The 20,037-nt window shown below is 52.7% G+C and carries 21 protein-coding genes; 9 read left to right on the top strand and 12 right to left on the bottom strand.

Translation table 11 applies throughout. The annotated features are described in order from the left end of the window. Window positions 1–130 precede the first annotated feature (130 nt). Genes BSZ31_RS16240 through BSZ31_RS16230 form a run of 3 tightly spaced genes read right to left on the bottom strand, consistent with a single transcriptional unit; the run spans window position 131 to window position 2,695 of the window. Entirely contained in the window at window positions 131–925 is a 795-nt protein-coding gene (locus BSZ31_RS16240; RefSeq protein ID WP_146106731.1) for a BPSS1780 family membrane protein, read from the bottom strand. 12 nt (window positions 926–937) lie between these two features. Further along, window positions 938–1,900, bottom strand: a complete 963-nt coding sequence (locus BSZ31_RS16235; RefSeq protein ID WP_105029623.1) for a homoserine kinase — start codon at window positions 1,898–1,900, stop codon at window positions 938–940. 57 nt (window positions 1,901–1,957) lie between these two features. Next, window positions 1,958–2,695, bottom strand: a complete 738-nt coding sequence (locus BSZ31_RS16230; RefSeq protein WP_105029622.1) for a TIGR00730 family Rossman fold protein — start codon at window positions 2,693–2,695, stop codon at window positions 1,958–1,960. On the opposite strand from BSZ31_RS16230, the gene polA reads away from it, so the two are divergent. Genes polA through BSZ31_RS16215 form a run of 3 tightly spaced genes read left to right on the top strand, consistent with a single transcriptional unit; the run spans window position 2,696 to window position 7,217 of the window. Continuing rightward, the gene (gene polA / locus BSZ31_RS16225) at window positions 2,696–5,479 is read left to right on the top strand and encodes a DNA polymerase I (protein ID WP_105029621.1); all 2,784 of its coding nucleotides are present in this window, start codon (window positions 2,696–2,698) and stop codon (window positions 5,477–5,479) included. Between the two features lie 16 nt (window positions 5,480–5,495). Next, on the top strand, window positions 5,496–6,413 hold the full coding sequence (locus BSZ31_RS16220) for a dienelactone hydrolase family protein (RefSeq protein ID WP_105029620.1): 918 nt from the start codon (window positions 5,496–5,498) through the stop codon (window positions 6,411–6,413). An 18-nt stretch (window positions 6,414–6,431) separates the two neighbouring features. Further along, entirely contained in the window at window positions 6,432–7,217 is a 786-nt protein-coding gene (locus tag BSZ31_RS16215) for a ZIP family metal transporter (RefSeq protein WP_105029619.1), read from the top strand. 4 nt (window positions 7,218–7,221) lie between these two features. Here BSZ31_RS16215 and BSZ31_RS16210 read toward each other — a convergent pair whose 3' ends face one another. The 3 genes from BSZ31_RS16210 to BSZ31_RS16200 all read right to left on the bottom strand — a co-directional run bounded on the left by BSZ31_RS16210 (window position 7,222) and on the right by BSZ31_RS16200 (window position 10,142). Further along, window positions 7,222–8,091, bottom strand: a complete 870-nt coding sequence (locus tag BSZ31_RS16210) for a DMT family transporter (RefSeq protein ID WP_105029618.1) — start codon at window positions 8,089–8,091, stop codon at window positions 7,222–7,224. A gap of 41 nt (window positions 8,092–8,132) precedes the next feature. After that, window positions 8,133–8,909 carry a GntR family transcriptional regulator gene (locus BSZ31_RS16205; protein ID WP_105029617.1) on the bottom strand — a complete coding sequence of 259 codons (777 nt, stop codon included), beginning with the start codon at window positions 8,907–8,909 and terminating at the stop codon, window positions 8,133–8,135. A 105-nt stretch (window positions 8,910–9,014) separates the two neighbouring features. After that, on the bottom strand, window positions 9,015–10,142 hold the full coding sequence (locus tag BSZ31_RS16200; protein ID WP_105029923.1) for an aromatic ring-hydroxylating dioxygenase subunit alpha: 1,128 nt from the start codon (window positions 10,140–10,142) through the stop codon (window positions 9,015–9,017). A 192-nt stretch (window positions 10,143–10,334) separates the two neighbouring features. Here BSZ31_RS16200 and xseB point away from each other — a divergent pair, with 192 nt between their 5' ends. From xseB to BSZ31_RS16175, 5 genes are all read left to right on the top strand, one after another. Then, window positions 10,335–10,595, top strand: a complete 261-nt coding sequence (gene xseB / locus BSZ31_RS16195) for an exodeoxyribonuclease VII small subunit (RefSeq protein WP_105029616.1) — start codon at window positions 10,335–10,337, stop codon at window positions 10,593–10,595. Further along, window positions 10,592–11,494: a polyprenyl synthetase family protein gene (locus BSZ31_RS16190; protein ID WP_105029615.1), complete on the top strand. Its 903-nt coding sequence runs from the start codon at window positions 10,592–10,594 to the stop codon at window positions 11,492–11,494. Before xseB ends, BSZ31_RS16190 begins: the two co-directional genes overlap by 4 nt. Continuing rightward, window positions 11,488–13,410: a 1-deoxy-D-xylulose-5-phosphate synthase gene (dxs, locus tag BSZ31_RS16185; protein ID WP_105029614.1), complete on the top strand. Its 1,923-nt coding sequence runs from the start codon at window positions 11,488–11,490 to the stop codon at window positions 13,408–13,410. Before BSZ31_RS16190 ends, dxs begins: the two co-directional genes overlap by 7 nt. A gap of 7 nt (window positions 13,411–13,417) precedes the next feature. Beyond that, complete coding sequence (gene folE2 / locus BSZ31_RS16180; protein ID WP_105029922.1) at window positions 13,418–14,248, top strand: GTP cyclohydrolase FolE2; 831 nt, start codon at window positions 13,418–13,420, stop codon at window positions 14,246–14,248. 102 nt (window positions 14,249–14,350) lie between these two features. Further along, window positions 14,351–14,674 carry a DUF3579 domain-containing protein gene (locus BSZ31_RS16175; RefSeq protein WP_105029613.1) on the top strand — a complete coding sequence of 108 codons (324 nt, stop codon included), beginning with the start codon at window positions 14,351–14,353 and terminating at the stop codon, window positions 14,672–14,674. 145 nt (window positions 14,675–14,819) lie between these two features. On the opposite strand, the gene rpsT is transcribed toward BSZ31_RS16175, so the two are convergent. Further along, window positions 14,820–15,086, bottom strand: a complete 267-nt coding sequence (rpsT, locus tag BSZ31_RS16170) for a 30S ribosomal protein S20 (protein WP_105029612.1) — start codon at window positions 15,084–15,086, stop codon at window positions 14,820–14,822. A 77-nt stretch (window positions 15,087–15,163) separates the two neighbouring features. Between rpsT and murJ the strand changes: the two genes are divergently transcribed. Next, a complete protein-coding gene (murJ, locus tag BSZ31_RS16165; RefSeq protein ID WP_105029611.1) occupies window positions 15,164–16,723 on the top strand; it encodes a murein biosynthesis integral membrane protein MurJ in 1,560 nt (519 codons plus the stop codon). Between the two features lie 60 nt (window positions 16,724–16,783). Here the strand turns inward: murJ and adk are convergent, their stop codons facing one another. From adk to BSZ31_RS16140, 5 genes are all read right to left on the bottom strand, one after another. Continuing rightward, window positions 16,784–17,437 carry an adenylate kinase gene (gene adk / locus BSZ31_RS16160; protein ID WP_105029610.1) on the bottom strand — a complete coding sequence of 218 codons (654 nt, stop codon included), beginning with the start codon at window positions 17,435–17,437 and terminating at the stop codon, window positions 16,784–16,786. Window positions 17,438–17,610: 173 nt separating this feature from the next. Beyond that, window positions 17,611–18,372 (bottom strand): 3-deoxy-manno-octulosonate cytidylyltransferase, encoded by a 762-nt coding sequence (kdsB, locus tag BSZ31_RS16155; RefSeq protein WP_105029609.1) that lies wholly within the window; start codon window positions 18,370–18,372, stop codon window positions 17,611–17,613. 6 nt (window positions 18,373–18,378) lie between these two features. Further along, window positions 18,379–18,555 (bottom strand): Trm112 family protein, encoded by a 177-nt coding sequence (locus BSZ31_RS16150; RefSeq protein ID WP_105029608.1) that lies wholly within the window; start codon window positions 18,553–18,555, stop codon window positions 18,379–18,381. Continuing rightward, entirely contained in the window at window positions 18,536–19,606 is a 1,071-nt protein-coding gene (gene lpxK / locus BSZ31_RS16145; RefSeq protein ID WP_105029607.1) for a tetraacyldisaccharide 4'-kinase, read from the bottom strand. Before lpxK ends, BSZ31_RS16150 begins: the two co-directional genes overlap by 20 nt. Then, window positions 19,603–20,031: a biopolymer transporter ExbD gene (locus BSZ31_RS16140; protein WP_105029606.1), complete on the bottom strand. Its 429-nt coding sequence runs from the start codon at window positions 20,029–20,031 to the stop codon at window positions 19,603–19,605. Before BSZ31_RS16140 ends, lpxK begins: the two co-directional genes overlap by 4 nt. Window positions 20,032–20,037: the final 6 nt, after the last annotated feature.

Below are 20,037 nucleotides of genomic sequence, written 5' to 3'. Positions count from 1 at the left end.
GAGGGATAAACAGGTTTTCTGGCGAGAGATCGGAACCCAAGCCGAGAGGGCGATTAATAAGCGCCGAGAGATTGAAACCCAAGCCGATTGAGCTACCAACAAAGTGGCGAGAGATCGAAACCCAAGCCAGTTACTCGGTTGGATCGTGCTCAAACACTGCTTTGTAGCTTGGGTAAAAGGTACATAGCGAGACCGCCATCACCAGCGCCACGCACATCATGTTCAAGGCACTCACAAATGCGGCGGGCAAACCCAACATGGTGAACAAAACAACAAACACCGATGAAAAACCCAAGCCCAAAACAAGCCAGCCCATGCCGTAAATCAGAAAGCTGCCCTTGTTTCGCCACACCGCGACCCAGCTAGAAAAAAGGGCCTGCATGGGTTTCATATTGTGCCAAACCACCAACACTGGTGCGAACCAGAATGCCAACAGTACCGGAATACTGGTGATGCCAATAAAAATCATGTAAAGCACCATGTATTCCATAAACGCCGCACTGGTGGCTGCATCGGCTTTTTGGAGATCCTCAATTGACACGGTGGGCTGCGCCCCAAGAACAAGGTGCGCAAGTAGCCGGATCAATGCAAAACACGCGGTGTAAATTGCTCCCAAAATCAACAAGGATTGCAGGTGCTTTCTGTTGTCTTGATTAAAGGCATTGAACAAAACACTGGGGCTGACCCGCAAACCTTTTTGGCCCATTTTGCCAGCCAGCATAATGCCAAAACCCAAGGCAGGCGATGCAATGGCCACTGCCGCGGCACCGATAAACGGAATCAGGATTCCAATGAAAAGAATAATGAACAGATAAGTGTTGCCGAACAGGAACATTTCACCTGGTTTGCTGCGGAAAAGCTGCAAGCCCTGCATCAGCCAATCCCATCCCGCACTGGGCGGGCAAGTATGTACGTAGTTGGCCAATTGTTTACTTCCTTAATTCGGTTGAGGGGCAAGCGGTATTCCCTGCCTGCGGGCAAGCAATACGCGTTCAAAATGTTTTGGGTCTTTCACGTTCAGCACTTCTGCCTCGCGTGGCATGTAAAAATCGTAAAGTCTGGAGGCCCAGAAGCGAAGACCCGCCGCGCGCAGCATGTCTTGCCAAAGTTCGCACTCATGCGCACTCAGTGGGCGTTCAGATTGATAACCGTCAAGCAGGGCACCAAGCAATTCAGGATTCAATTCTCCGGTAAACAGCTGGATACACCAGTCGTTCGCGGTCACTGCGAGGTCGAACAGAAATGTATCGACGCCAGCAAAATAAAAATCGATCACGCCGCCAAGTGCGTCGCCTTGCATCAGGGCATTGTCGCGAAACAAGTCCGCGTGCACTGCCCCTTTGGGCAGCATTTTGTAGGCAAGGCGTTCTGCAACTGCTTTTTGGTGGTTCACTTCGCTGTGCAACAGTTCACGAACAGAGGCTGGCAGGTGCGAATCGAGAGCATTCATCGCACTTTCAATCCATGCCAGCCCACGGGGGTTGGGCGTATTGCCCGGAAAATCAGCCACCGCAAGATGCGCTTGTGCACAAAACTTTCCGATTTCTCGGCATTGAATGGCGTTGGGGTGCTCGACAGATTTGCCGCTGAGGCAATTCACCAATGTAGCAGGCTTGCCGTTGAGTGCGTTGAACAATTCACCTTGACCATTCGGAATCGGGCCGGGTACGGCCAGGCCCTTTTTGGCCAAATGTTTCATGAGGCCCAGGTAAAACGGCAAGTCCTCTGCCTTCAGTTTTTCAAACAGGGTTAGAACAAAGCGCCCTGTGGTGGTATTCACAAAGTAATTGGTGTTCTCAATGCCCGACTCAATGCCCTCAAATGAAAGCAGTTCACCACAATCCCGGCCTTGCAGCCATTGTTGCAGTTCTGTTTGGGTAATGCGCGTAAAAACAGCCATTCAAAGTCCTGAGTAGGGTCGTGAGCACCCCGGATTTTACCTGTGTTTGACCCTGCTTTATAAGTCCAACAGCTTCTCTGTTTCACTGTCTGATGGATTGAAGGTGCGTTTTTCGTAGAAGTGGAATATGCATTTCAGCACCTCCTCCGGTGTTTCAACCACTTCAAACAGGTCCATATCGCTAGGGCTGATCATTCCCTCGCCCAACAAATGGCTTTTTACCCAATCAATCAGGCCCGCCCAGAACTTGGAGCCCACCAAAATAATGGGAATGCGCCTGCCTTTGTTGGTTTGTATCAGCGTGAGGGCCTCAAACATTTCATCGAGCGTACCGAATCCGCCTGGCATTACGACATAGGCACTGGCGTATTTTGCAAATGCCACTTTGCGGGCAAAAAAGTGGCGAAAAGTCAGGGAAATATTCTGGTATGCATTGCCGCTTTGCTCGAACGGCAGCTCAATATTCAAACCCACGCTGGGCGATTCGCCCGCATAGGCCCCTTTGTTGGCGGCTTCCATAATGCCTGGCCCACCACCACTGATTACCGCAAAACCCGAGTCAGACAGTGCCCTGGCAATTTTCTCAGTCAGCGCGTAGTAGGGGTGATCCACGGGGGTTCGGGCGCTGCCGAAAATGGACACCGAAGGGCGAATTGCTGACAGCTTCTCAGTCGCCTCAATGAACTCTGCCATAATTCCCAACACATGCCACGACTCTCTGGCCTTCACTGCGGTGGATTGTTCTTTGGAGGGTAGGTGGCGCAATGTCGGAATATTCTTATTTTTGGTTGTCATATGAAGCGATTACTCCTGGTTGATGGGTCGAGCTACCTGTACCGTGCCTTTCATGCCATGCCCGATTTGCGAAACCGCGCAGGCGAGCCCACTGGTGCCATTTATGGCATGGTTAACATGCTTCGACGCCTGCGTGCAGATTACAACACTGACGATATCACCTCCAATTGTATCGCCTGTGTGTTCGATGCGCCGGGTAAAACCTTTCGTGACGACATTTACCCCGAATACAAGGCGAACAGGGCCAGCATGCCCGAAGACCTTGCCGCTCAGATCCCTCACATTCATGAAGTGACCCGCGCCATGGGTTGGCCCATCGTGATGGAGCCCGGTATTGAAGCGGACGATGTGATTGGTACCTTGGCTCAAGTGGCGCTTGAGCAGGGCTTTGATGAGGTGATTGTGTCCACGGGCGACAAAGACATGGCCCAACTGGTGAATGACAAGGTTCGCTTGGTGGACACCATGAAAAATGCGGTCATGACTCGGGACGCCGTGTTTGAAAAGTTCGGTGTGTACCCGGAACAAATTGTTGATTACCTGACGCTGGTGGGCGACACCGTGGACAACGTGCCAGGTGTGGAAAAGGTGGGGCCAAAAACCGCTGCGAAGTGGCTGGCGGAGTACAAGACCCTGGATGGCGTGGTGGCCAATGCCGACAAAATTGGCGGCAAAGTGGGCGAGAACCTTCAAAAAGCGCTGGACTGGTTGCCCACAGGCAAAACCCTGGTCACCATCAAAACAGATTGCGAGTTTGAGTTGCGCCGCCACATTGAAGAGCAACTGAAAGCAAATGCTGAAAACAAAGAAGCGTTGAAGCAACTGTTTCAGCGTTTCGAATTCAAGACATGGTTCCGCGCCCTGGGCGGCGTGGCTGAGGACGAGGTTACGGCCAAACCCAAAGCAGATGGTCCGCCCGATGGCAGTTCAATGAGCCTGTTTGATGCGCCTACACAGGCTGTGGATTCGATTGAAACCATTTGCATTCAAACCCAAGTGCAGCTTGACGCTTTGTTGGTGGAATTGAAAGCCGCTTCGGCCAGCAAAACGCCGGTGGCCTTTGACACTGAAACCGATTCGCTGGAACCCATGAATGCGCGCATTGTGGGCCTTTCATTTTCAGTGAAACCAGGTGTGGGCTATTACATTCCACTGACGCACCAAGATTTGACCGCCGAGCCACAATTGCCATTGGCCGAGGTGCTGGCATTCCTGAAGCCTTGGTTTGAGGATTCCGATTCGCCCAAAATTGCCCAGAACGCCAAATACGACTTGCATGTGATGGCCAATCACGACGTGTGGGTGAAGGGCCTTTTTGAAGACACCATGCTGGCCAGCTATATTCTAGAGGCCCACAAGCCCCACGGCATGGATGCTTTGGCCCTGCGCTGGTTGAACTACAACACCATCAAGTATGAAGAAGTGGCAGGCAAGGGTGCCAGTCAAATTACCTTTGACCAGGTGCCTATCGACACAGCCACAAAGTACGCTGCCGAAGATGCTGAAGTCACCTTGCGCCTGGCCCACACCTTGAAAGCCGAGCTCGACAAGGTGCCAGAGCTTGCCAAGCTGTACCGCGATGTGGAGTTGCCTTTCGGGCAGGTGCTGTTCGAAGTGGAGCGCAATGGTGTATTAATCGATTCCGACAAGCTTGAAGCCCAAAGCGTTGAAATTGCTGACAAGCTAAAGTTGATTGAAGAGCAAGCCTTTGAATTGGCTGGCGGTAGTTTTAACCTGAACTCGCCCAAGCAAATCGGCGAGCTGTTGTTCGACAAGCTGGGTTTGCCCGTGGTGAAAAAAACCGCCAGTGGCGCACCCTCCACCGATGAAGAAGTGCTCAGCAAATTGGCTGAAGATTATCCCCTGCCCGCGAAGTTGCTCGAACACCGGTCACTGGCCAAACTGAAAAGCACTTACACCGACAAATTGCCCCGCATGGTCAATGCGCGTACAGGGCGTGTGCACACCAACTATGCGCAAGCCGTGGCAGTTACTGGCCGCTTGGCCAGCAATGATCCCAACTTGCAAAACATTCCTGTACGTACCGCAGAGGGTCGCCGGGTGCGAGAGGCCTTTATTGCAGCACCGGGCTGTGTCTTGGTTTCCGCTGATTATTCACAAATTGAGTTGCGCATCATGGCGCATATTTCAGGCGATGAGGCCCTGATTCACGCTTTCAATGAGGGCTTGGATATTCACAGTGCCACAGCGTCAGAAATTTTCGGAGTGGGTTTGAACGAGGTCACATCCGACCATCGCCGTACTGCGAAGGTGATTAACTTCGGTCTTATCTATGGCATGAGTGCCTTTGGCTTGGCTGGCAATCTGGGTATTACCCGAGAAGCTGCAAAACTTTATATTGACCGTTACTTTGCCCGCTATCCTGGTGTGGCGAAATTTATGGACAATGTACGCGCACAAGCCAAAGAAGACGGCTTTGTACAAACGGTGTTCGGGCGCCGGTTGTGGCTGCCTGAAATTAAAAGCCCGAATGGCCCGCGCAGGGCCGGTGCCGAACGGGCTGCGATCAATGCGCCCATGCAGGGCACATCAGCAGACCTGATCAAAATGGCCATGGTTGAATTGTCGGCTTGGTTGAAGGCAGAACAACTCAACACAAAGATGATCATGCAGGTTCACGACGAAGTTATTTTCGAAGTACCCAAGGGTGAACTCGAATTGATTCAGAAACGTGTACCTGAAATCATGACGCAGGTGGCCAAGCTTCGAGTTCCACTGGAGGTGGGTTGCGGCGTTGGCAACAATTGGGAAGAGGCACATTAAACATCAGGAGCATGGGATGAGCGATAGCGCAAACAACATTAAAAACCAGGAACATCAGGAACATCTAAAAGCACTGACGGGTGGCGGCAAGCTGTCCATAAGCCGCCGCACTGTGCTGAAAGGTTTCACGGTTGGGGGGTTTGCGGCAGCTGCATCGCCTGTGTTGGCCCAAGCCATTACCACGCCTGGCGATGGTCTTGAAGAAGGTCGCGTGTTTGTGGATGTGGGCGACGATGACATGTTTGCTTATCGCGCTTACCCAAAGGCTAAAAAGAATGCACCCGTAATTTTGGTGGTGCCTGAAATTTTTGGTGTGCATGCTTATTTGGAAGACGTGTGCAGACGGTTTGCTCAAGCGGGTTTCTATGCCCTGGCCCCCGAGATTTTCTTTCGCCATTCCGAGCCGGGGCAATATGCCACCGTGGCTGCCATTCTGGAAAATGTCATTGCGAAAATGGACGACCAACAAGTGATGGCCGACCTGGACAAGTGTGTGGAATTTGCAGGCTCCGAGGGTGCGGATGTAAAAAAACTCGCGATCACCGGGTTTTGTTGGGGTGGTCGCATTACTTGGTTGTACGCAGCACACCAGCCGGCTGTGAAGGCAGGGGTGGCGTGGTATGGTCGCCTGGTTGGGGCAAAAACCGAATTAACGCCTGCACACCCGGTGGATGTGGCTTCGAAACTGAAAGCGCCGGTGTTGGGTTTGTATGGTTCGGAAGACAGCTCAATCCCGCTGGACACCGTAGAGCAAATGAGAAAAGCCCTCGCCGCAGCCGAAAAAAATCCATTTGCAAAGGCCAGCAGCATCACCGTATTTGACAAGGCTCAGCACAGTTTCCACGCCGATTATCGCCCCACCTACAATTCCACCGTGGCGAAACAGGCGTACAATCAGGCGCTTGAGTTCTTGCGGGGCAAGAACCTGATCTAATCTCGGACCCAATCAATCGTGCAATCCAGTTTACCGCTTGTTCTCCTGGCCGCTGCCCTGGGCACGGCCTTGGCCATTTTTGCATCTGCATTGTTAACAGCACGACACATCGCCCGCTCGCTTGAGCCCATGGTGAGCGTGTCTGCTGGTGTGCTTCTGGGCGCATCGCTTTTGCATTTGTTGCCCGAAGCGCTGGACAAGGGCATGGATCATCACAACTTGTTTGCCCTGTTGCTGGCGGGTTTGCTGTTTTTCTTTGTGCTGGAAAAGTTTTCAATTTTTCGCCACAGCCATCACCACGAGCACGATGGACACGACCACCACCATGGTTTCGACAAACGCGAGGCGCGCCGCGGTGGTTTGTTGATTGTGGTGGGCGATTCCATTCACAACTTTGCCGATGGCTTGTTGGTGGCCAGTGCATTTTTGGTTGATTTCGAGTTGGGTTTGGTGACCACGCTGAGTGTGGTGTTGCATGAAATTCCGCAACAAACCGGGGATTATCTGGTGCTGGTGAATGCCGGAATTGCTCGCAAAAAAGCCTTGCAGCTGATGTCGGTTGCTGGTTTGGCTGCAGTGTTGGGCGCAGGTTTGGGTTACACCTTGTTCACGGAATTGCAGGCTTTACTGCCCTATGCCTTGGTGTTTGCGGCAGCCAGCTTCATTTATGTGGCGGTGGCCGATCTGATTCCGCAAATGCAGCAGCGTGTGAAAATCAAGGAAAGTGTGGTGCAGTTGCTGTGCATCGGGTCAGGCGTGGCTCTAATCGCGATTTTGGCCGAGATACTTCATCACCATCATTGAACAACTACTCGCCCACCAGTTTTCTCTGGTGGGTTGCATAAGAAGACATTGCTCCGCAGGCAATAATCAGTAAAACACCCAACCAGGTTGTGCTGGTGGGAATGTCGCCCAGCACCACAATTCCAAAGAATGTCGACACCAGAATTGTGCAGTATTGCAAAGCGGCTGAAAGCCAGGTTGAGCCGCTTCCGAATGAACGGGTCAGCGCCAGATTGCCTGCACCACCAAAAAACCCCAGCGCCACAAGCCACAACAAGGTCCAATCGGTATCTGGAGCCTTGAACACCTCAAATTCCCCGAAGCCAATGATGTACACCAACGATGTGACTGTGGCTGTGCCTGCGAAGTACAGCACGGTTCGCCACTCGGGTTCGCGGGCCTGCCCAAGGCTTTTTAATTGCATGTAAGCCACGGCAGACACCGCACCAGCACTCAGGCCTATAAGGGCAGTTTGTAGTTGGTTGCCGTAAAACACGGGTTGAAGAACCGCAATGACACCAGAAAAGCCGATTGCAATTGCGAACTGCTCCAGGCGATTTCTGGATTGCCCATACCAAAGCCACAAGATCAGGGCAATGAACAGGGGGGAGGTGTACATCAGTGTGGTCGCCGTGGCCAGGGGCAATTGCGTGGTCGCATAAAAGCCGCACCACATGGCAATAATTCCTGCAACATTTCGTTTCAAATGAAGAAAGGCAACCGGGCTTTTCAGGCTAAGGCCCTGAAGCAGAGCCCAAACGGTGATTGCAATGGCTGGCACTGCACCGCGAAAAAGAACAATTTCACCCAATGTGGCATGGGTGCCCGCGAGTTTAACCATCAGGCCCATGGTGCCGAAACACAGGCAGGCCATTAACATCCAGAGTGCTTGCATGGGGGCAGATTGTAGCTTGGCTTCCGGACGTGGATGAATGATCAGGACAATTCGGGCGTGGCTTTGTAATGTGCAAAGCTCGGATCAAGCCACACCTCCCGTTTCTCCAGCGGCGTGTTGTCCATCGAATGGGTAATGCGAAATACACGCAGACTGGGCGCATCCGGAATTTTATTGAACAGGCTCGCGATACGGGGCTCCATCGACTTCACCGACACTTCATCGGTCATCTGGCCAATCCGCATTTGAAACACCTCGGAGGCCAAACGGTACAAGTTGCCAGCCGATTTCTGCAGCATTTCAATGCTCAACTTCGGAAAAACCTTTTTGGAGAGGCACAGCTGTTCGTAAGCAATCAGTTGGGTGTGCAGCATGTGCCGAACTTCAATCAACCAGATTGGATCGCCCAAGGCGATACCCAGGGCTCGAGATTCTTCGGTGTCAGCCTGAATACTCTCCAGGCTGATTAACTCGGTTTTTACTTCGGTACCCGCGTACTCGGTTGCCCAATGGTCATTGAGTTTGAAGGGATCTGCCCGATCGTATACCGGTGAAGGCAAGGCTTTGTCGGTCACAAATGTCCCGAGCCCCTGCATTTTTGTCACCAGTCCAGATTTTTCCAGTGATTCAATTGCGCGGCGAATAGTGCCGATTGACACCTGAAAACGGTCCGACAGTTTTTTTTCATTGGGCAGTGGTTCACCGACTTTCCAGGTTTGCCTGAAAATTTCATCGGTCAGAACTTCACTGATTTGCTGGTAGGCGGGGCCGCCACTGCGTACAACGGGCCCGTCCAAGGAATTGGAGCCACGCATCATCTAAATATATCCAGAGTTTTATTTTTGTCTAATCAATGTACCAGAAAAAGATTAAACAAAAATACAAATCGCGATATTGATTTTGACGATGCGTGGTTTTGCCGGTCAGAAGGTTTTTTTCAGTTTCCCTGACTGTTTATGTGTAGGGCTCATTTGAGCCCCATACCAGGAGTGAAAGTGCGCCATGCCATCTTCCATCGGGCTTTGATAGGGGCCTGCGTCGTGTTCCCCTCGATCCATCAGCACCCGGCGGCCTTCGTCCATTCTCTCGGCAATTTCATCGTCTTCAACAGCGGTTTCCATGTAGGCTGCTTGTTCAGCCTCCACAAATTCCCTTTCAAACAGACGAATTTCCTCGGGGTAATAAAATTCGACCACATTCAGTGTTTCCTGAGGGCCTTTGGGGTGCAGCGTGGAAACAACCAGCACATGCGGGTACCACTCCACCATGATGTTGGGGTACATGCAAAACCAGATTGCGCCGTACTTGGGTTCTACGCCGTTGCTGAACTTTTTCACGGCTTCGTGCCATTGCCGGTATACCGGCGTGCCTGGGCGACGCAGGCCTGCTTTCACACCCACCGATTGCACGCTCCAGTTCTCGCCGTAGTACCACTGCAAATCCGAGCAACTTACAAACTGGCCAAGGCCAGGGTGGAAGGGCTCAACGTGGTAATCCTCTAGATAAACCTCAATGAAGGTCTTCCAGTTGTAGGGCAGCACATTGGTTTTTACGGAATCCAGTTGAAATTCCGAGAAATCGATTTCTGCGAGAAACGGAACATTTTTCAGATCCTCAAGCACGTTACGCCCGGAATTGAACAGCAGGCCGCGCCAATTCTGCAATGGATACGACTGAAGTTTTGTGCAAGGTTGCTGCGCAAAATGCGGTGCGCCCAGCAATTCACCCTTCAAATCGTAAGTCCAGCGGTGAAGCGGGCAAACGATATTGCTGGAATTGCCATGGCCTTTCAACATAATGGCTTGACGGTGGCGACACACATTGGACAAAAGCTCGATTTCAGAGCCGTTGTTGACTAGAATGCGGCCGTCGCCTTCCCACGGAAGTGACCTCCAGTCGCCGCACTCGGGCACCCAATGGGTGTGACCGACGTAACCCGGTCCGTCTCGATAGAGTAGTTGGATTTCATCCTTCAAAACATGTTCATCGAAATACGTTGAAACATGAGGCTGTAAACTTGATTGCGTCACGGCATGTGACACATTGGACAAATCACTCAAATCGGACATGATCCCGGGGACCTCCTCCAACAGTGTCCCTGATCGACACTGATGCAAATTAACCTGTTGAACAAAAAGAGAAAGTGGGATTGTACCCTTTAGTCTGCATTCCGGCCAAAGACTTTTCGCCTTTGGACAAAGTCGCAGTAAAATGGAGGACTTTGCATCACGCACAGCAGCACAATGAGCCCAAGCAAATCGAAAACAGCGCCAGTCGACAATGCCCAAGCGGTGCCAGCCTCTTTTGAAGAAGCAGTGGCCGAGCTTGAGGCTTTGGTGAATACCATGGATTCCCAGAATCTTGGCCTGGATCAATTGCTGACCGATTACAAACGTGGGGCCTATCTCGTGAAGTATTGCAGGGACCGGTTAAGTCAGGTTCGCAAAGAGGTCACCGAGATTGAACAAACATTGAACAAACCCGCTGATGAAGGTGCACAGTGAGCTTCGCCCAGCCCATTCAGTTGAACTGGTTTGATGAGACCCGCGCGGGTTTTGAAACAGCATTGGCAGAAAAGTTAAACCAGTCCAAAGGTCCTTCCAGTGAGCTGAATGCTGCAATTGAATATGCCTTGTTGGATGGCGGAAAGCGCTTGCGCGCCATGTTGGTATTCGCCGCCGGCCATGCAGTGGAGACACCAGCCAGTGAGTTAAGCGATGCGGCCTGCGCCATCGAAGCCATGCATGCCTATTCTTTGGTGCACGACGATTTGCCCAGCATGGACAATGATGTACTTCGCCGTGGCAAACCAACCTGTCATGTGAAGTTTGGTGAGGCTTTTGCCCTGTTGGCAGGTGATGCACTACAAACGCTTGCTTTTCAATGGCTGGCTGAATCGGACCAGGGTAATGTTCAGGTTCGCGTACAGCAAATTGCAGCCTTGGCCGGCGCCTCTGGTTTGCAAGGCATGGCTGCCGGGCAGGCAATAGACCTTGCGCATGTGGGCAAGCCTATGGACTTGCAGTCGCTTGCCAATATGCACGCGCGCAAAACAGGTGACTTGATCTCGGCGTCAGTTCGCATGGGATATGTCAGCAATACGGCGCTTTCGGCCGTTGAGAAGAATGGATTAGAGGCCTATGCCCATTGTTTGGGCTTGGCATATCAGGTAATAGACGACATATTAGACGTGGAGTCCACCAGTGAGGTGCTCGGTAAAACATCGGGCAAAGACGCGCTGAACAACAAACCCACCATGGTGAGTTTGATGGGCTTGGGCGAAGCCAAAGCACTTTTGGCCCGGCTGCGAGAACAGGCTTTCACAGCCTGTGAGGTTATTGCTGCCCCGCGCCGCGCCCCGCTGGAAACCCTTGTAGAACTGATTACAAACCGGAAATCATGACCGATCTGCTGAAAAAAATTGATTGCCCCGCAGACCTGCGGCGACTGTCTGAAAACCAGCTGCCCAAGCTGGCAGACGAGTTGCGCAATTACATCGTGGAGCAAGTGGCCAAAACCGGCGGGCATTTGTCATCTAACCTGGGAACGGTCGAATTAACCGTGGCCTTGCATTATGTGTTCAACACCCCAAATGATCGCGTGGTGTGGGACGTGGGCCACCAAACTTACCCGCACAAAATTTTGACTGGCCGGCGCGATGCCATGCCGGGTTTGCGCCAATACGGCGGCATCTCCGGTTTTCCAAAGCGTTCGGAATCTGAGTACGATGCCTTTGGTACTGCACATTCCAGCACCTCCATTTCCGCTGCCTTGGGCATGGCGGTTGCCTCACGCAACCTGGGCGTGAACCGAAAACACATTGCTGTAATTGGCGACGGCTCCATGACCGCAGGCATGGCCTTTGAAGCCTTGAACAACGCCGGTGTAACGCCCGACATTGATTTGCTCGTGATTTTGAACGACAACGACATGTCCATTTCACCGCCTGTGGGCGCGCTGAACAAGTACTTGGCCAAGTTGTTGTCGGGCCGCATGTTGAACAATGTGAAGGAAGTGGGCAAGGGCATATTGGGTGTGGCCCCACCCCTGTATGAACTGGCGCACCGGCTTGAAGAGCATGTCAAAGGCATGATGAGCCCGGCCACACTGTTCGAGGAATTTGGGTTTAATTACTACGGCCCCATTGATGGCCACGATCTGGACGCACTTGTGCCCACGCTGCAAAACCTGCGTGCAATGAAAGGCCCGATCTTCCTGCATGTGATTACCAAAAAGGGCGCAGGCTACAAGCTGGCCGAGCAAGATCCCGTGCTATACCACGGCCCGGGCAAGTTCGATCCCAGCATCGGTATTCAAAAATCAAGTACACCCAAGCCCCCTACCTACACACAAATTTTTGGCAAGTGGTTGTGCGACATGGCGCAATCCGATCGCAAACTGGTGGGCATTACCCCAGCCATGCGCGAGGGTTCAGGCATGGTGGAATTCGAGCGTCGCTTCCCCTCGCGCTACTTTGATGTCGGCATCGCAGAACAGCACGCAGTCACCTTCGCGGCCGGTTTGGCCTGCGAGGGCATGAAGCCCGTGGTGGCCATTTATTCCACATTTTTGCAGCGCGCCTATGACCAACTGATACATGACGTCGCCTTGCAGAATCTCGACGTTACTTTTGCGCTGGACCGCGCCGGCTTGGTGGGGGCCGACGGTGCAACGCACGCGGGCAATTACGACATTGCTTACTTGCGCTGTATTCCCAACATGGTGATTGCCGCTCCCTCCAACGAGGATGAGTGTCGCAAATTACTTACAACCGCTTATCACTACCCCGGCTGCGCTTCGGTTCGCTACCCGCGCGGTATGGGCCCCGGTGTAGTCGCTGACGAATCACTCGATTCCCTTGAAATTGGCAAGGCAATTGTGCGTTATTCGCCCGATGAATCGGAGCATAAACTTGTAATTTTGGCATTTGGCTCCATGTGTGAACCAAGCCTTGAGGCTGGCCGAGCGCTGGGTGCCACCGTGGTGGACATGCGCTGGGTCAAGCCAATTGATGCAGAATTGTTACAACGGTTTGCCGAGCAGCGCTACAGCTTTGTGACCATTGAAGAGGGCTGTATCATGGGTGGCGCAGGTTCAGCCGTGACCGAACACTTGCACGCCCAAGGATTTAATAACGCAGTGTTGCAACTCGGCTTGCCCGATGAATTCATCGACCATGGAGACCCCGCTCTCCTGCTCAAGAATCTTGGACTGGACGCCCAAGGCATAGAAACGTCCATCAAGCAGCACTATGGCGAGCTCTTTGATCGCCACACCAATGTGGTACGCCATGTAGCAGGGCGTGCCGCGAACACATGAGGAAGTTATGAATACACGTGACAAAGGCTTGGAGAATGCCGTGGCCACTAACCCAATTGACCAGGCCATTCCCGACGTCCAAAGCACCATCGACACCCGCCACATTGCAATCCAATCGGTGGGCATTCGTTCTGTCAAGTACCCAGTTCTGATTGAGCTTCAAGGCCAAAAGCCGATGCCCTCCGTGGCTGAGTTCGAAATGACCGTGTTTCTGCCTGCCGATCAAAAAGGCACGCACATGTCTCGTTTCATCGCTTTGCTGGAGGAGGCGCAGGGCACTGTGCTGACGGTCAGCGGTTTCCGTGCCATGCTGGTTGAAATGTTGCAGCGTTTGGACGCGCCTTCTGGTCGCATCAAGATGGAACTGCCTTATTTCCTGTCCAAGGTTGCGCCCATTAGCGGCGTTTCAAGCCTGATGGACTATCAGTTGACCCTCGAAGGTTCAGCCACTGCGACAGGCCAAGACATTTACCTCACAGTGGTTGTTCCGGTGACCAGTTTGTGCCCCTGTTCCAAGAAGATTTCTGAGTATGGTGCGCACAACCAGCGTTCGCACGTCACCGCGCGCGTGCAGTTGAAAGAAGATGTGGACATTGCACAGTTTATTTCCGCGATTGAGCAGCAGGCTTCCTGCGAACTGTATGGTTTGCTCAAGCGCCCCGATGAAAAGTATGTGACTGAGCGTGCCTACGACAACCCGAAGTTTGTGGAAGATTTGGTTCGAGATGTGGCCATTGCCATGAACAAGTTCTCGCAAGTGGGTCAATACACAGTAGAAGCGGAAAACTTCGAATCAATTCACAATCACTCGGCTTATGCTCGCATCGATCGAGCTTAAGTAGACCCTCGCTGGTTCTTCAGCGCGCTGTAAGAATCAACCCCGACAATACTTACAAAATTAAATGTCGGGGTGCGTGTGTACCTCAGGAGCTATTCGGTTATGGCTGAACCACCCAAGGTCAAGCCCAAGGAATTTTTTATTCTCGGACTCACGTCGGGAGGACGGCCTTTTCGTCCTTCAGACTGGGCCGAACGTCTTTGCGGTGTGTTGTCTTGTTACCGCCCGCCTGGCCGCCAGCAGAGCCAGCAACACTTGGCTTACAGTCCCTACGCCAAGCCAATCTTGATGAACAATGTAAAGTGCGTTGTGGTCGATGAGCGCTTGCGCGACATTGAGCCCATGGCCATGACTTTTGTATTGAACTTTGCGCGTGACAACGATTTGCAACTGCTGGATGCCTGTCTGTTGCCTGACCCCGAGTAGTCAATTTCTCAGGGATGGTTGCCAAAGCCGGCTTGGCTTTGGCAACAGAATTCGGCAACACAACTTGGCAACACAAAAAGCCCCTCTCAATCAAGGGGCTTTTCTATGTGGAGCAAATTAAAACCTTAAGGCCTCTTAAGGCCTATTAGGCGGCCATGCCTTTCACAAGTGCTGACAAGCGTGACTTGTTGCGTGAGGCTTTGTTTTTGTGGATCAGGTCTTTGTCTGCAACGCGATCCAGAATGCTTGTTGTTTCGCGATAAACTGCCTGAGCGGCGGCTTTGTCGCCTGCTTCAACAGCAGCGCGTACTTTTTTAACTGCGGTTCTCATCGCTGAGCGAATGGCTGAATTGTGCGCATTTGCTTTGGCGGCTTGTTTTGCGCGCTTGCGCGCCTGTGCTGAGTTGGCCATATTGCTGAGGCTCCAAGGGGTGTAGAATTCGAAAACCCGCAATTTTAACAAAATACTAGCCCTTTCACAATCACTATATGAATTTATTGAAATCGGCCGCTGCGGTCAGTGCCATGACCATGCTCTCTCGGATCACTGGTTTGATCCGAGAGACAATCACTGCGCGGCTCTTGGGGGCCGGGGCTGAATCCGATGCCTTTTTTATTGCTTTTCGAATTCCCAACCTTTTGCGCAGACTGTTTGCAGAAGGTGCTTTTTCGCAGGCTTTCATTCCAATTTTGTCCCAGACCAACGCCACACAAGGAAAATCAGCAGCGGTTGACCTGGCCCGGCGCGTCAGTTCTCTCTTGTTCATCGTTTTGTTGCTGATTGTTGTGGCTGGTGTATTGGGTGGCAGTTGGGTGGTCATGGGCATGGCCAGCGGGCTTGCGCAGGGTAGTGAACAGTTTGAACTCACCGTGTTGCTCACCCAGTGGATGTTTCCCTACATTCTTCTTATTTCAATGGTCGCACTGGCCTCGGGCTTGCTGAACACTTTCCGTTCATTTGCCTTGCCTGCCTTTGCACCGGTGCTGCTAAACATCAGCTTCATCGCGGGCGCTTTGCTGCTTGCCCCTTATTTTGATCAAGCAGTGAAAGCATTTGCAGTTGCAGTGATGGTGGGTGGTGTTTTGCAGGTTGCCGTGCTTTGGTATGGCTTGGCGCGTACCGACTGCCTGATCAATCCCTTTGCAGGATTTGGGGCGATTAAGGCAGCTTGGGGTGATGAGCAGGTTCGTCGGGTTCTGAAAAACATGGTGCCAGCAACGCTTGCCGTGTCAGTGGCGCAGATCAGTTTGATCATTAACACCAATATTGCGTCGCATCTGGAGCAGGGCAGTGTGTCCTGGATTTCTTATGGCGATCGCTTGATGGAATTTCCCACCGCTTTGTTGGGTGTCGCTTTGGGTACTGTGTTGCTGCCATCGCTTTCTGCTGCGGCCACACGCAGCCACGAGGAATATTCACGCTTGATGGACTGGGGCCTACGCCTCACAGTGGTGCTTGTGCTGCCGGCGGCCGTGGGCATGGGCTTGTTTTCAGATGCCTTGGTGGCCTTGCTGTTTCATTATGGGCGCTTTGATGCCAACGACGTGGCCATGACTAGCCAGGCCGTGATTGCTTACAGTTTGGGCTTGGCTGGTTTGGTGTTGGTCAAAATTCTGGCACCTGGTTTTTATGCCAAACAAGACATTCGGACTCCCGTGAAAATCGGGATTGTGGTTGTGTTGGCTACTCAATTGATGAACCTGTTCACGGTGCCCTGGCTAGGCCATGCGGGTTTGCCGCTCAGCATCAGTGCTGGTGCTGTGTTGAATGCGACGGTACTTTATAGGGGCTTGCGCAAGCGTGGCCTGTACACGCCTTCAAGCGGTTGGGGGCTTTATTTGATCAAGGTGTCAGTGGCTGCAACGGCCATGGGCTTTGCCTTGTGGCTCATGAATCAGCAGTTTGACTGGCTGAGCATGGCTTCTACACCACTGGTGCGTGTGGCTGCTGTACTGGGGGTAATTGGGGTTTGCGGCGTGCTTTATTTTGCAGTGTTGGCCGCCTTGGGTCTAAACCCGAAACGCTTGATTCGCAAGCCTGCTGTCTGATGGTGTGTGCTGTCCAGCTTGCGGCACCCAGGTTGTGGGCGCCGCAGCCGTGTATGGTCTTTACTTCAAAGCATCAAAGGCGCGTGCCTTGATTTCTTCTACGCTGCCAACACCAGCAATTTTGCGATATTGTGGCGCGCTGGCATCGCCTGTCGCTGCCCATTGGCCGTAGTAGTCCACCAAGGGGCGTGTTTGCTTTTCATATACGTCAAGGCGTTTCTTGACGGTTTCTTCTTTGTCGTCATCACGCTGAACCAAAGGCTCGCCCGTCACATCATCAATGCCTTCCTGTTTGGGAGGGTTGAATTTTATGTGATAAGTGCGCCCCGAGGCCGGGTGCGTGCGGCGGCCACTCATGCGGTCAATAATCGCATCGTGGGGCACATCAATTTCAAGCACGAAATCAATTTTTACGCCGGCCTCTTTCATGGCTTCGGCTTGTGGAATGGTGCGGGGAAATCCGTCAAACAAATAACCATTTGCACAATCGGATTCTTTCAAGCGCTCTTTCACCAAATTGATGATGATTTCGTCGGACACCAGGCCGCCACTGTCCATGACTTTTTTTGCTTCGATACCCAGGGGGGTGCCGGCTTTAACAGCTGCGCGCAGCATGTCGCCAGTGGAAATTTGGGGAATGCCAAACTTTTCCTTGATGAATGTCGCCTGCGTGCCTTTGCCAGCACCGGGCGCTCCCAATAGAATTAAACGCATAGTCGCCTCAAGAGTTTTAAATCTGCTGGCCTGTTGTACAAGATGCGTCGTTTACAACAGGCAATGTTTTTGGCCGTTTTTTCTTATTCGAGGCCTTTGCGATTATGGGTGCTTCAACTTGCAGAAAACTTACCCATGGGCAGGCTCGAATATTTTTTCATGGTCGTTCAGCCCTAACGAGACCCGAACAATGCCCTGACTTTCTCCAGGTCTTGCGCGGTGTCTACCCCGGGAAGCGGGGCATCCTGAATCATACACACTTTTATGCGAAAGCCATTGGCCAGCGCCCTGAGTTGTTCAAGTGATTCAAGCACTTCAATTCTGGCTGGAGGCAGTGTTTGATACACCTTCAGAAAGCGGGCGCGGTAAGCATACAAACCAATGTGGCGAATGCCCAGTTGCCCCGCTGGCACACCTTGGGGCCAGGATTCAGTGGCATAAGCATCCCGCGGATAAGGAATAGGGGCCCGGGAAAAGTAAAGTGCTTCACCGTCTTCACGCATGGCGATTTTTACCACATTGGGGTTTTTGAATTCTTCCCAGTTGTCGATTGCATGCCCACAGGTCGCAATGTCTTGAGCATCTTCCAGCAAGGCTTTGGCCACCAGGTCAATCAAGGCTGGGTCAATCAGGGGTTCATCGCCCTGTACATTCACCACCACGGTGTCGTTGGCCCAGCCTTTGAGTTGGGCCACTTCCGCAATCCGGTCGGTGCCTGTTGGCCAGTCGCCACGGGTCATGACAACCTGCAAGCCATGGTTTATACACACCGACTCAATTTCCGGGTGATCAGTGGCGACCAAGACTTCGTCTGCCCCCGATTTCAAGGCCTGCTCGGCCACTCGCACAACCATGGGCTTTCCCGCAATGTCCAGCAGGGGTTTGCCGGGCAGGCGAGTAGATGCATGGCGGGCCGGGATAACGGCTTTGAACATGGAAACTTAGTTGTTGGAGGTTGATACAGGTTCGGCTTGTTCCACCAGCATGATGGGTATTCCGTCCCGTACGGGAAATGCGAGTTTGTCGGCTTTGCATACCAGATAGCTGTCGCTTGGGCGTTTTTCAAGCGGCCCTTTGCAGATGGGGCAAACCAGAATGTCAATCAATTGTGGGTCCAATGCAATCCTCTAGGGCTTGTGTCAGGGCAGGGGGCAATTTCACGCTGATCTCGGCCACCCACACTTTTGGGTTTGAATCACCCAATTTTACGGCATCTTTGCCACTTGTGATCAGCACTTGTTGATCGAACTGTGCGCAAAAGTCTTCAGGGTAATTGAAATGGTCAGGAAGGCCGCGGCTTGCGTCAAGATTGAGACCGGCTGATCGAATCGCATCAAATAATTTGCCTGGATCACCAATGCCGGAAAACGCCATCAGTTTCAGCGGTTTCCACTGTTCCATGGCTTGTTCGGTTGTCAGGAATTGGCCAGAGCTTAGTTGCCGAAAGCCAGTGAGTTGAACGTGTACCGCGTACCAGTTGTCTCGAGACGGCCAATCCAATGCCTTGCCCAGGGCCTCAGGCGAAATATTGGAACACAACACCGCATCCACTGAGCCGAGCCGGGAAAGTGGCTCGCGCAACGGGCCTGCAGGCAGCAAGCGGCCGTTGCCATGAGCCCGCCGGTCGAATACAACCCATTCAATTTGCCGGGCAAGCTTGTGGTGTTGCAGGCCATCGTCCGACACAATCAGTTTCAAATCCGGGAAATTGGCCAAAAGAAGCCTGACCGCTTGGTTTCGATCCGCGCACACAGCCACCGGGCAACCGGTTTCACGGCTTAAAAACAGCGGCTCGTCTCCCGCTTCAATTGCGGCGGGTGTGTTCTTGGCTGGGTCAATTACTATTGGCGCAGTTGTGGATCGCCCATAACCCCGGCTCACGATGCCAACCTTGTCACCGCGGGCGACCATGTATTGGCAAATTGCCATCACGATGGGCGTTTTTCCTGCACCGCCGGCAATTAGGTTGCCGACTACCAAAACTGGCGGATGGCTTGCTTTCTTTGCGGCGATCGATTTGTAATTTTGCCGGGTGGCCCAGCGCAACGCCTTGTAGGTACATTCAAGTAAACCCAGGGTCAAGCCTGTAACAAGCCCTGGTTTTTGTCCCGAGTACCAAATATTGAGCAAGGCAGACTCAATCCTGGCCTTGCGTTCATCTGTGCTCATGGGGATTTGCCACCGGCTGTGGCAATCGACACTTTGGCCACGCCCAATGAGGCCAGCATGTCCATCACCATCACCACCGATTGGTGCGTGGCAGCCGCATCGGCCTCAACAATGGCCCTGCGTTCCTCGCTTGCAGGTTTGGCTGACAAAACTTTGCTGAGTTCTGTGCGAAGTTGGGTTTCCGTCAATACACCCTGAGCGCCCAGTGCATAGTTGCCATCCCGACCCACTCGAATTCGAAGTGCTTCAGGCGGTCTGGCATCTTCCTGAGCACTTCGTGTACCAGGCAAATCAACTTCCAGTTGGCTGGGCTGCATGAATGTGGTGGACACAACAAGAAAAATCACGATGACCAACAACACATCGATTAGCGGGATGAGGTTGATGTCGGGTGCTTCCGTGCTCGTTGTACGCTTGATTCTCAAAGACCC

It is taken from the genome of Limnobacter sp. SAORIC-690, assembly GCF_002954425.1.
Classification (GTDB): Bacteria; Pseudomonadota; Gammaproteobacteria; order Burkholderiales; family Burkholderiaceae_B; genus Limnobacter; species Limnobacter profundi.
This window is presented reverse-complemented; position numbering and strand designations above follow the sequence as displayed.

Excerpts from the sequence above, each read along its gene's own strand:
- xseB (WP_105029616.1), top strand. The coding sequence starts at position 10,335 with ATGAGCCCAAGCAAATCGAAAACAGCGCCAGTCGACAATGCCCAAGCG.
- BSZ31_RS16235 (WP_105029623.1), bottom strand. The coding sequence starts at position 1,900 with ATGGCTGTTTTTACGCGCATTACCCAAACAGAACTGCAACAATGGCTG.
- lpxK (WP_105029607.1), bottom strand. The coding sequence starts at position 19,606 with ATGAGCACAGATGAACGCAAGGCCAGGATTGAGTCTGCCTTGCTCAAT.
- BSZ31_RS16210 (WP_105029618.1), bottom strand. The coding sequence starts at position 8,091 with ATGCAAGCACTCTGGATGTTAATGGCCTGCCTGTGTTTCGGCACCATG.
- folE2 (WP_105029922.1), top strand. The coding sequence starts at position 13,418 with ATGAATACACGTGACAAAGGCTTGGAGAATGCCGTGGCCACTAACCCA.
- BSZ31_RS16230 (WP_105029622.1), bottom strand. The coding sequence starts at position 2,695 with ATGACAACCAAAAATAAGAATATTCCGACATTGCGCCACCTACCCTCC.
- polA (WP_105029621.1), top strand. The coding sequence starts at position 2,696 with ATGAAGCGATTACTCCTGGTTGATGGGTCGAGCTACCTGTACCGTGCC.
- kdsB (WP_105029609.1), bottom strand. The coding sequence starts at position 18,372 with ATGTTCAAAGCCGTTATCCCGGCCCGCCATGCATCTACTCGCCTGCCC.
- BSZ31_RS16205 (WP_105029617.1), bottom strand. The coding sequence starts at position 8,909 with ATGATGCGTGGCTCCAATTCCTTGGACGGGCCCGTTGTACGCAGTGGC.
- rpsT (WP_105029612.1), bottom strand. The coding sequence starts at position 15,086 with ATGGCCAACTCAGCACAGGCGCGCAAGCGCGCAAAACAAGCCGCCAAA.
- adk (WP_105029610.1), bottom strand. The coding sequence starts at position 17,437 with ATGCGTTTAATTCTATTGGGAGCGCCCGGTGCTGGCAAAGGCACGCAG.
- murJ (WP_105029611.1), top strand. The coding sequence starts at position 15,164 with ATGAATTTATTGAAATCGGCCGCTGCGGTCAGTGCCATGACCATGCTC.
- BSZ31_RS16175 (WP_105029613.1), top strand. The coding sequence starts at position 14,351 with ATGGCTGAACCACCCAAGGTCAAGCCCAAGGAATTTTTTATTCTCGGA.
- BSZ31_RS16220 (WP_105029620.1), top strand. The coding sequence starts at position 5,496 with ATGAGCGATAGCGCAAACAACATTAAAAACCAGGAACATCAGGAACAT.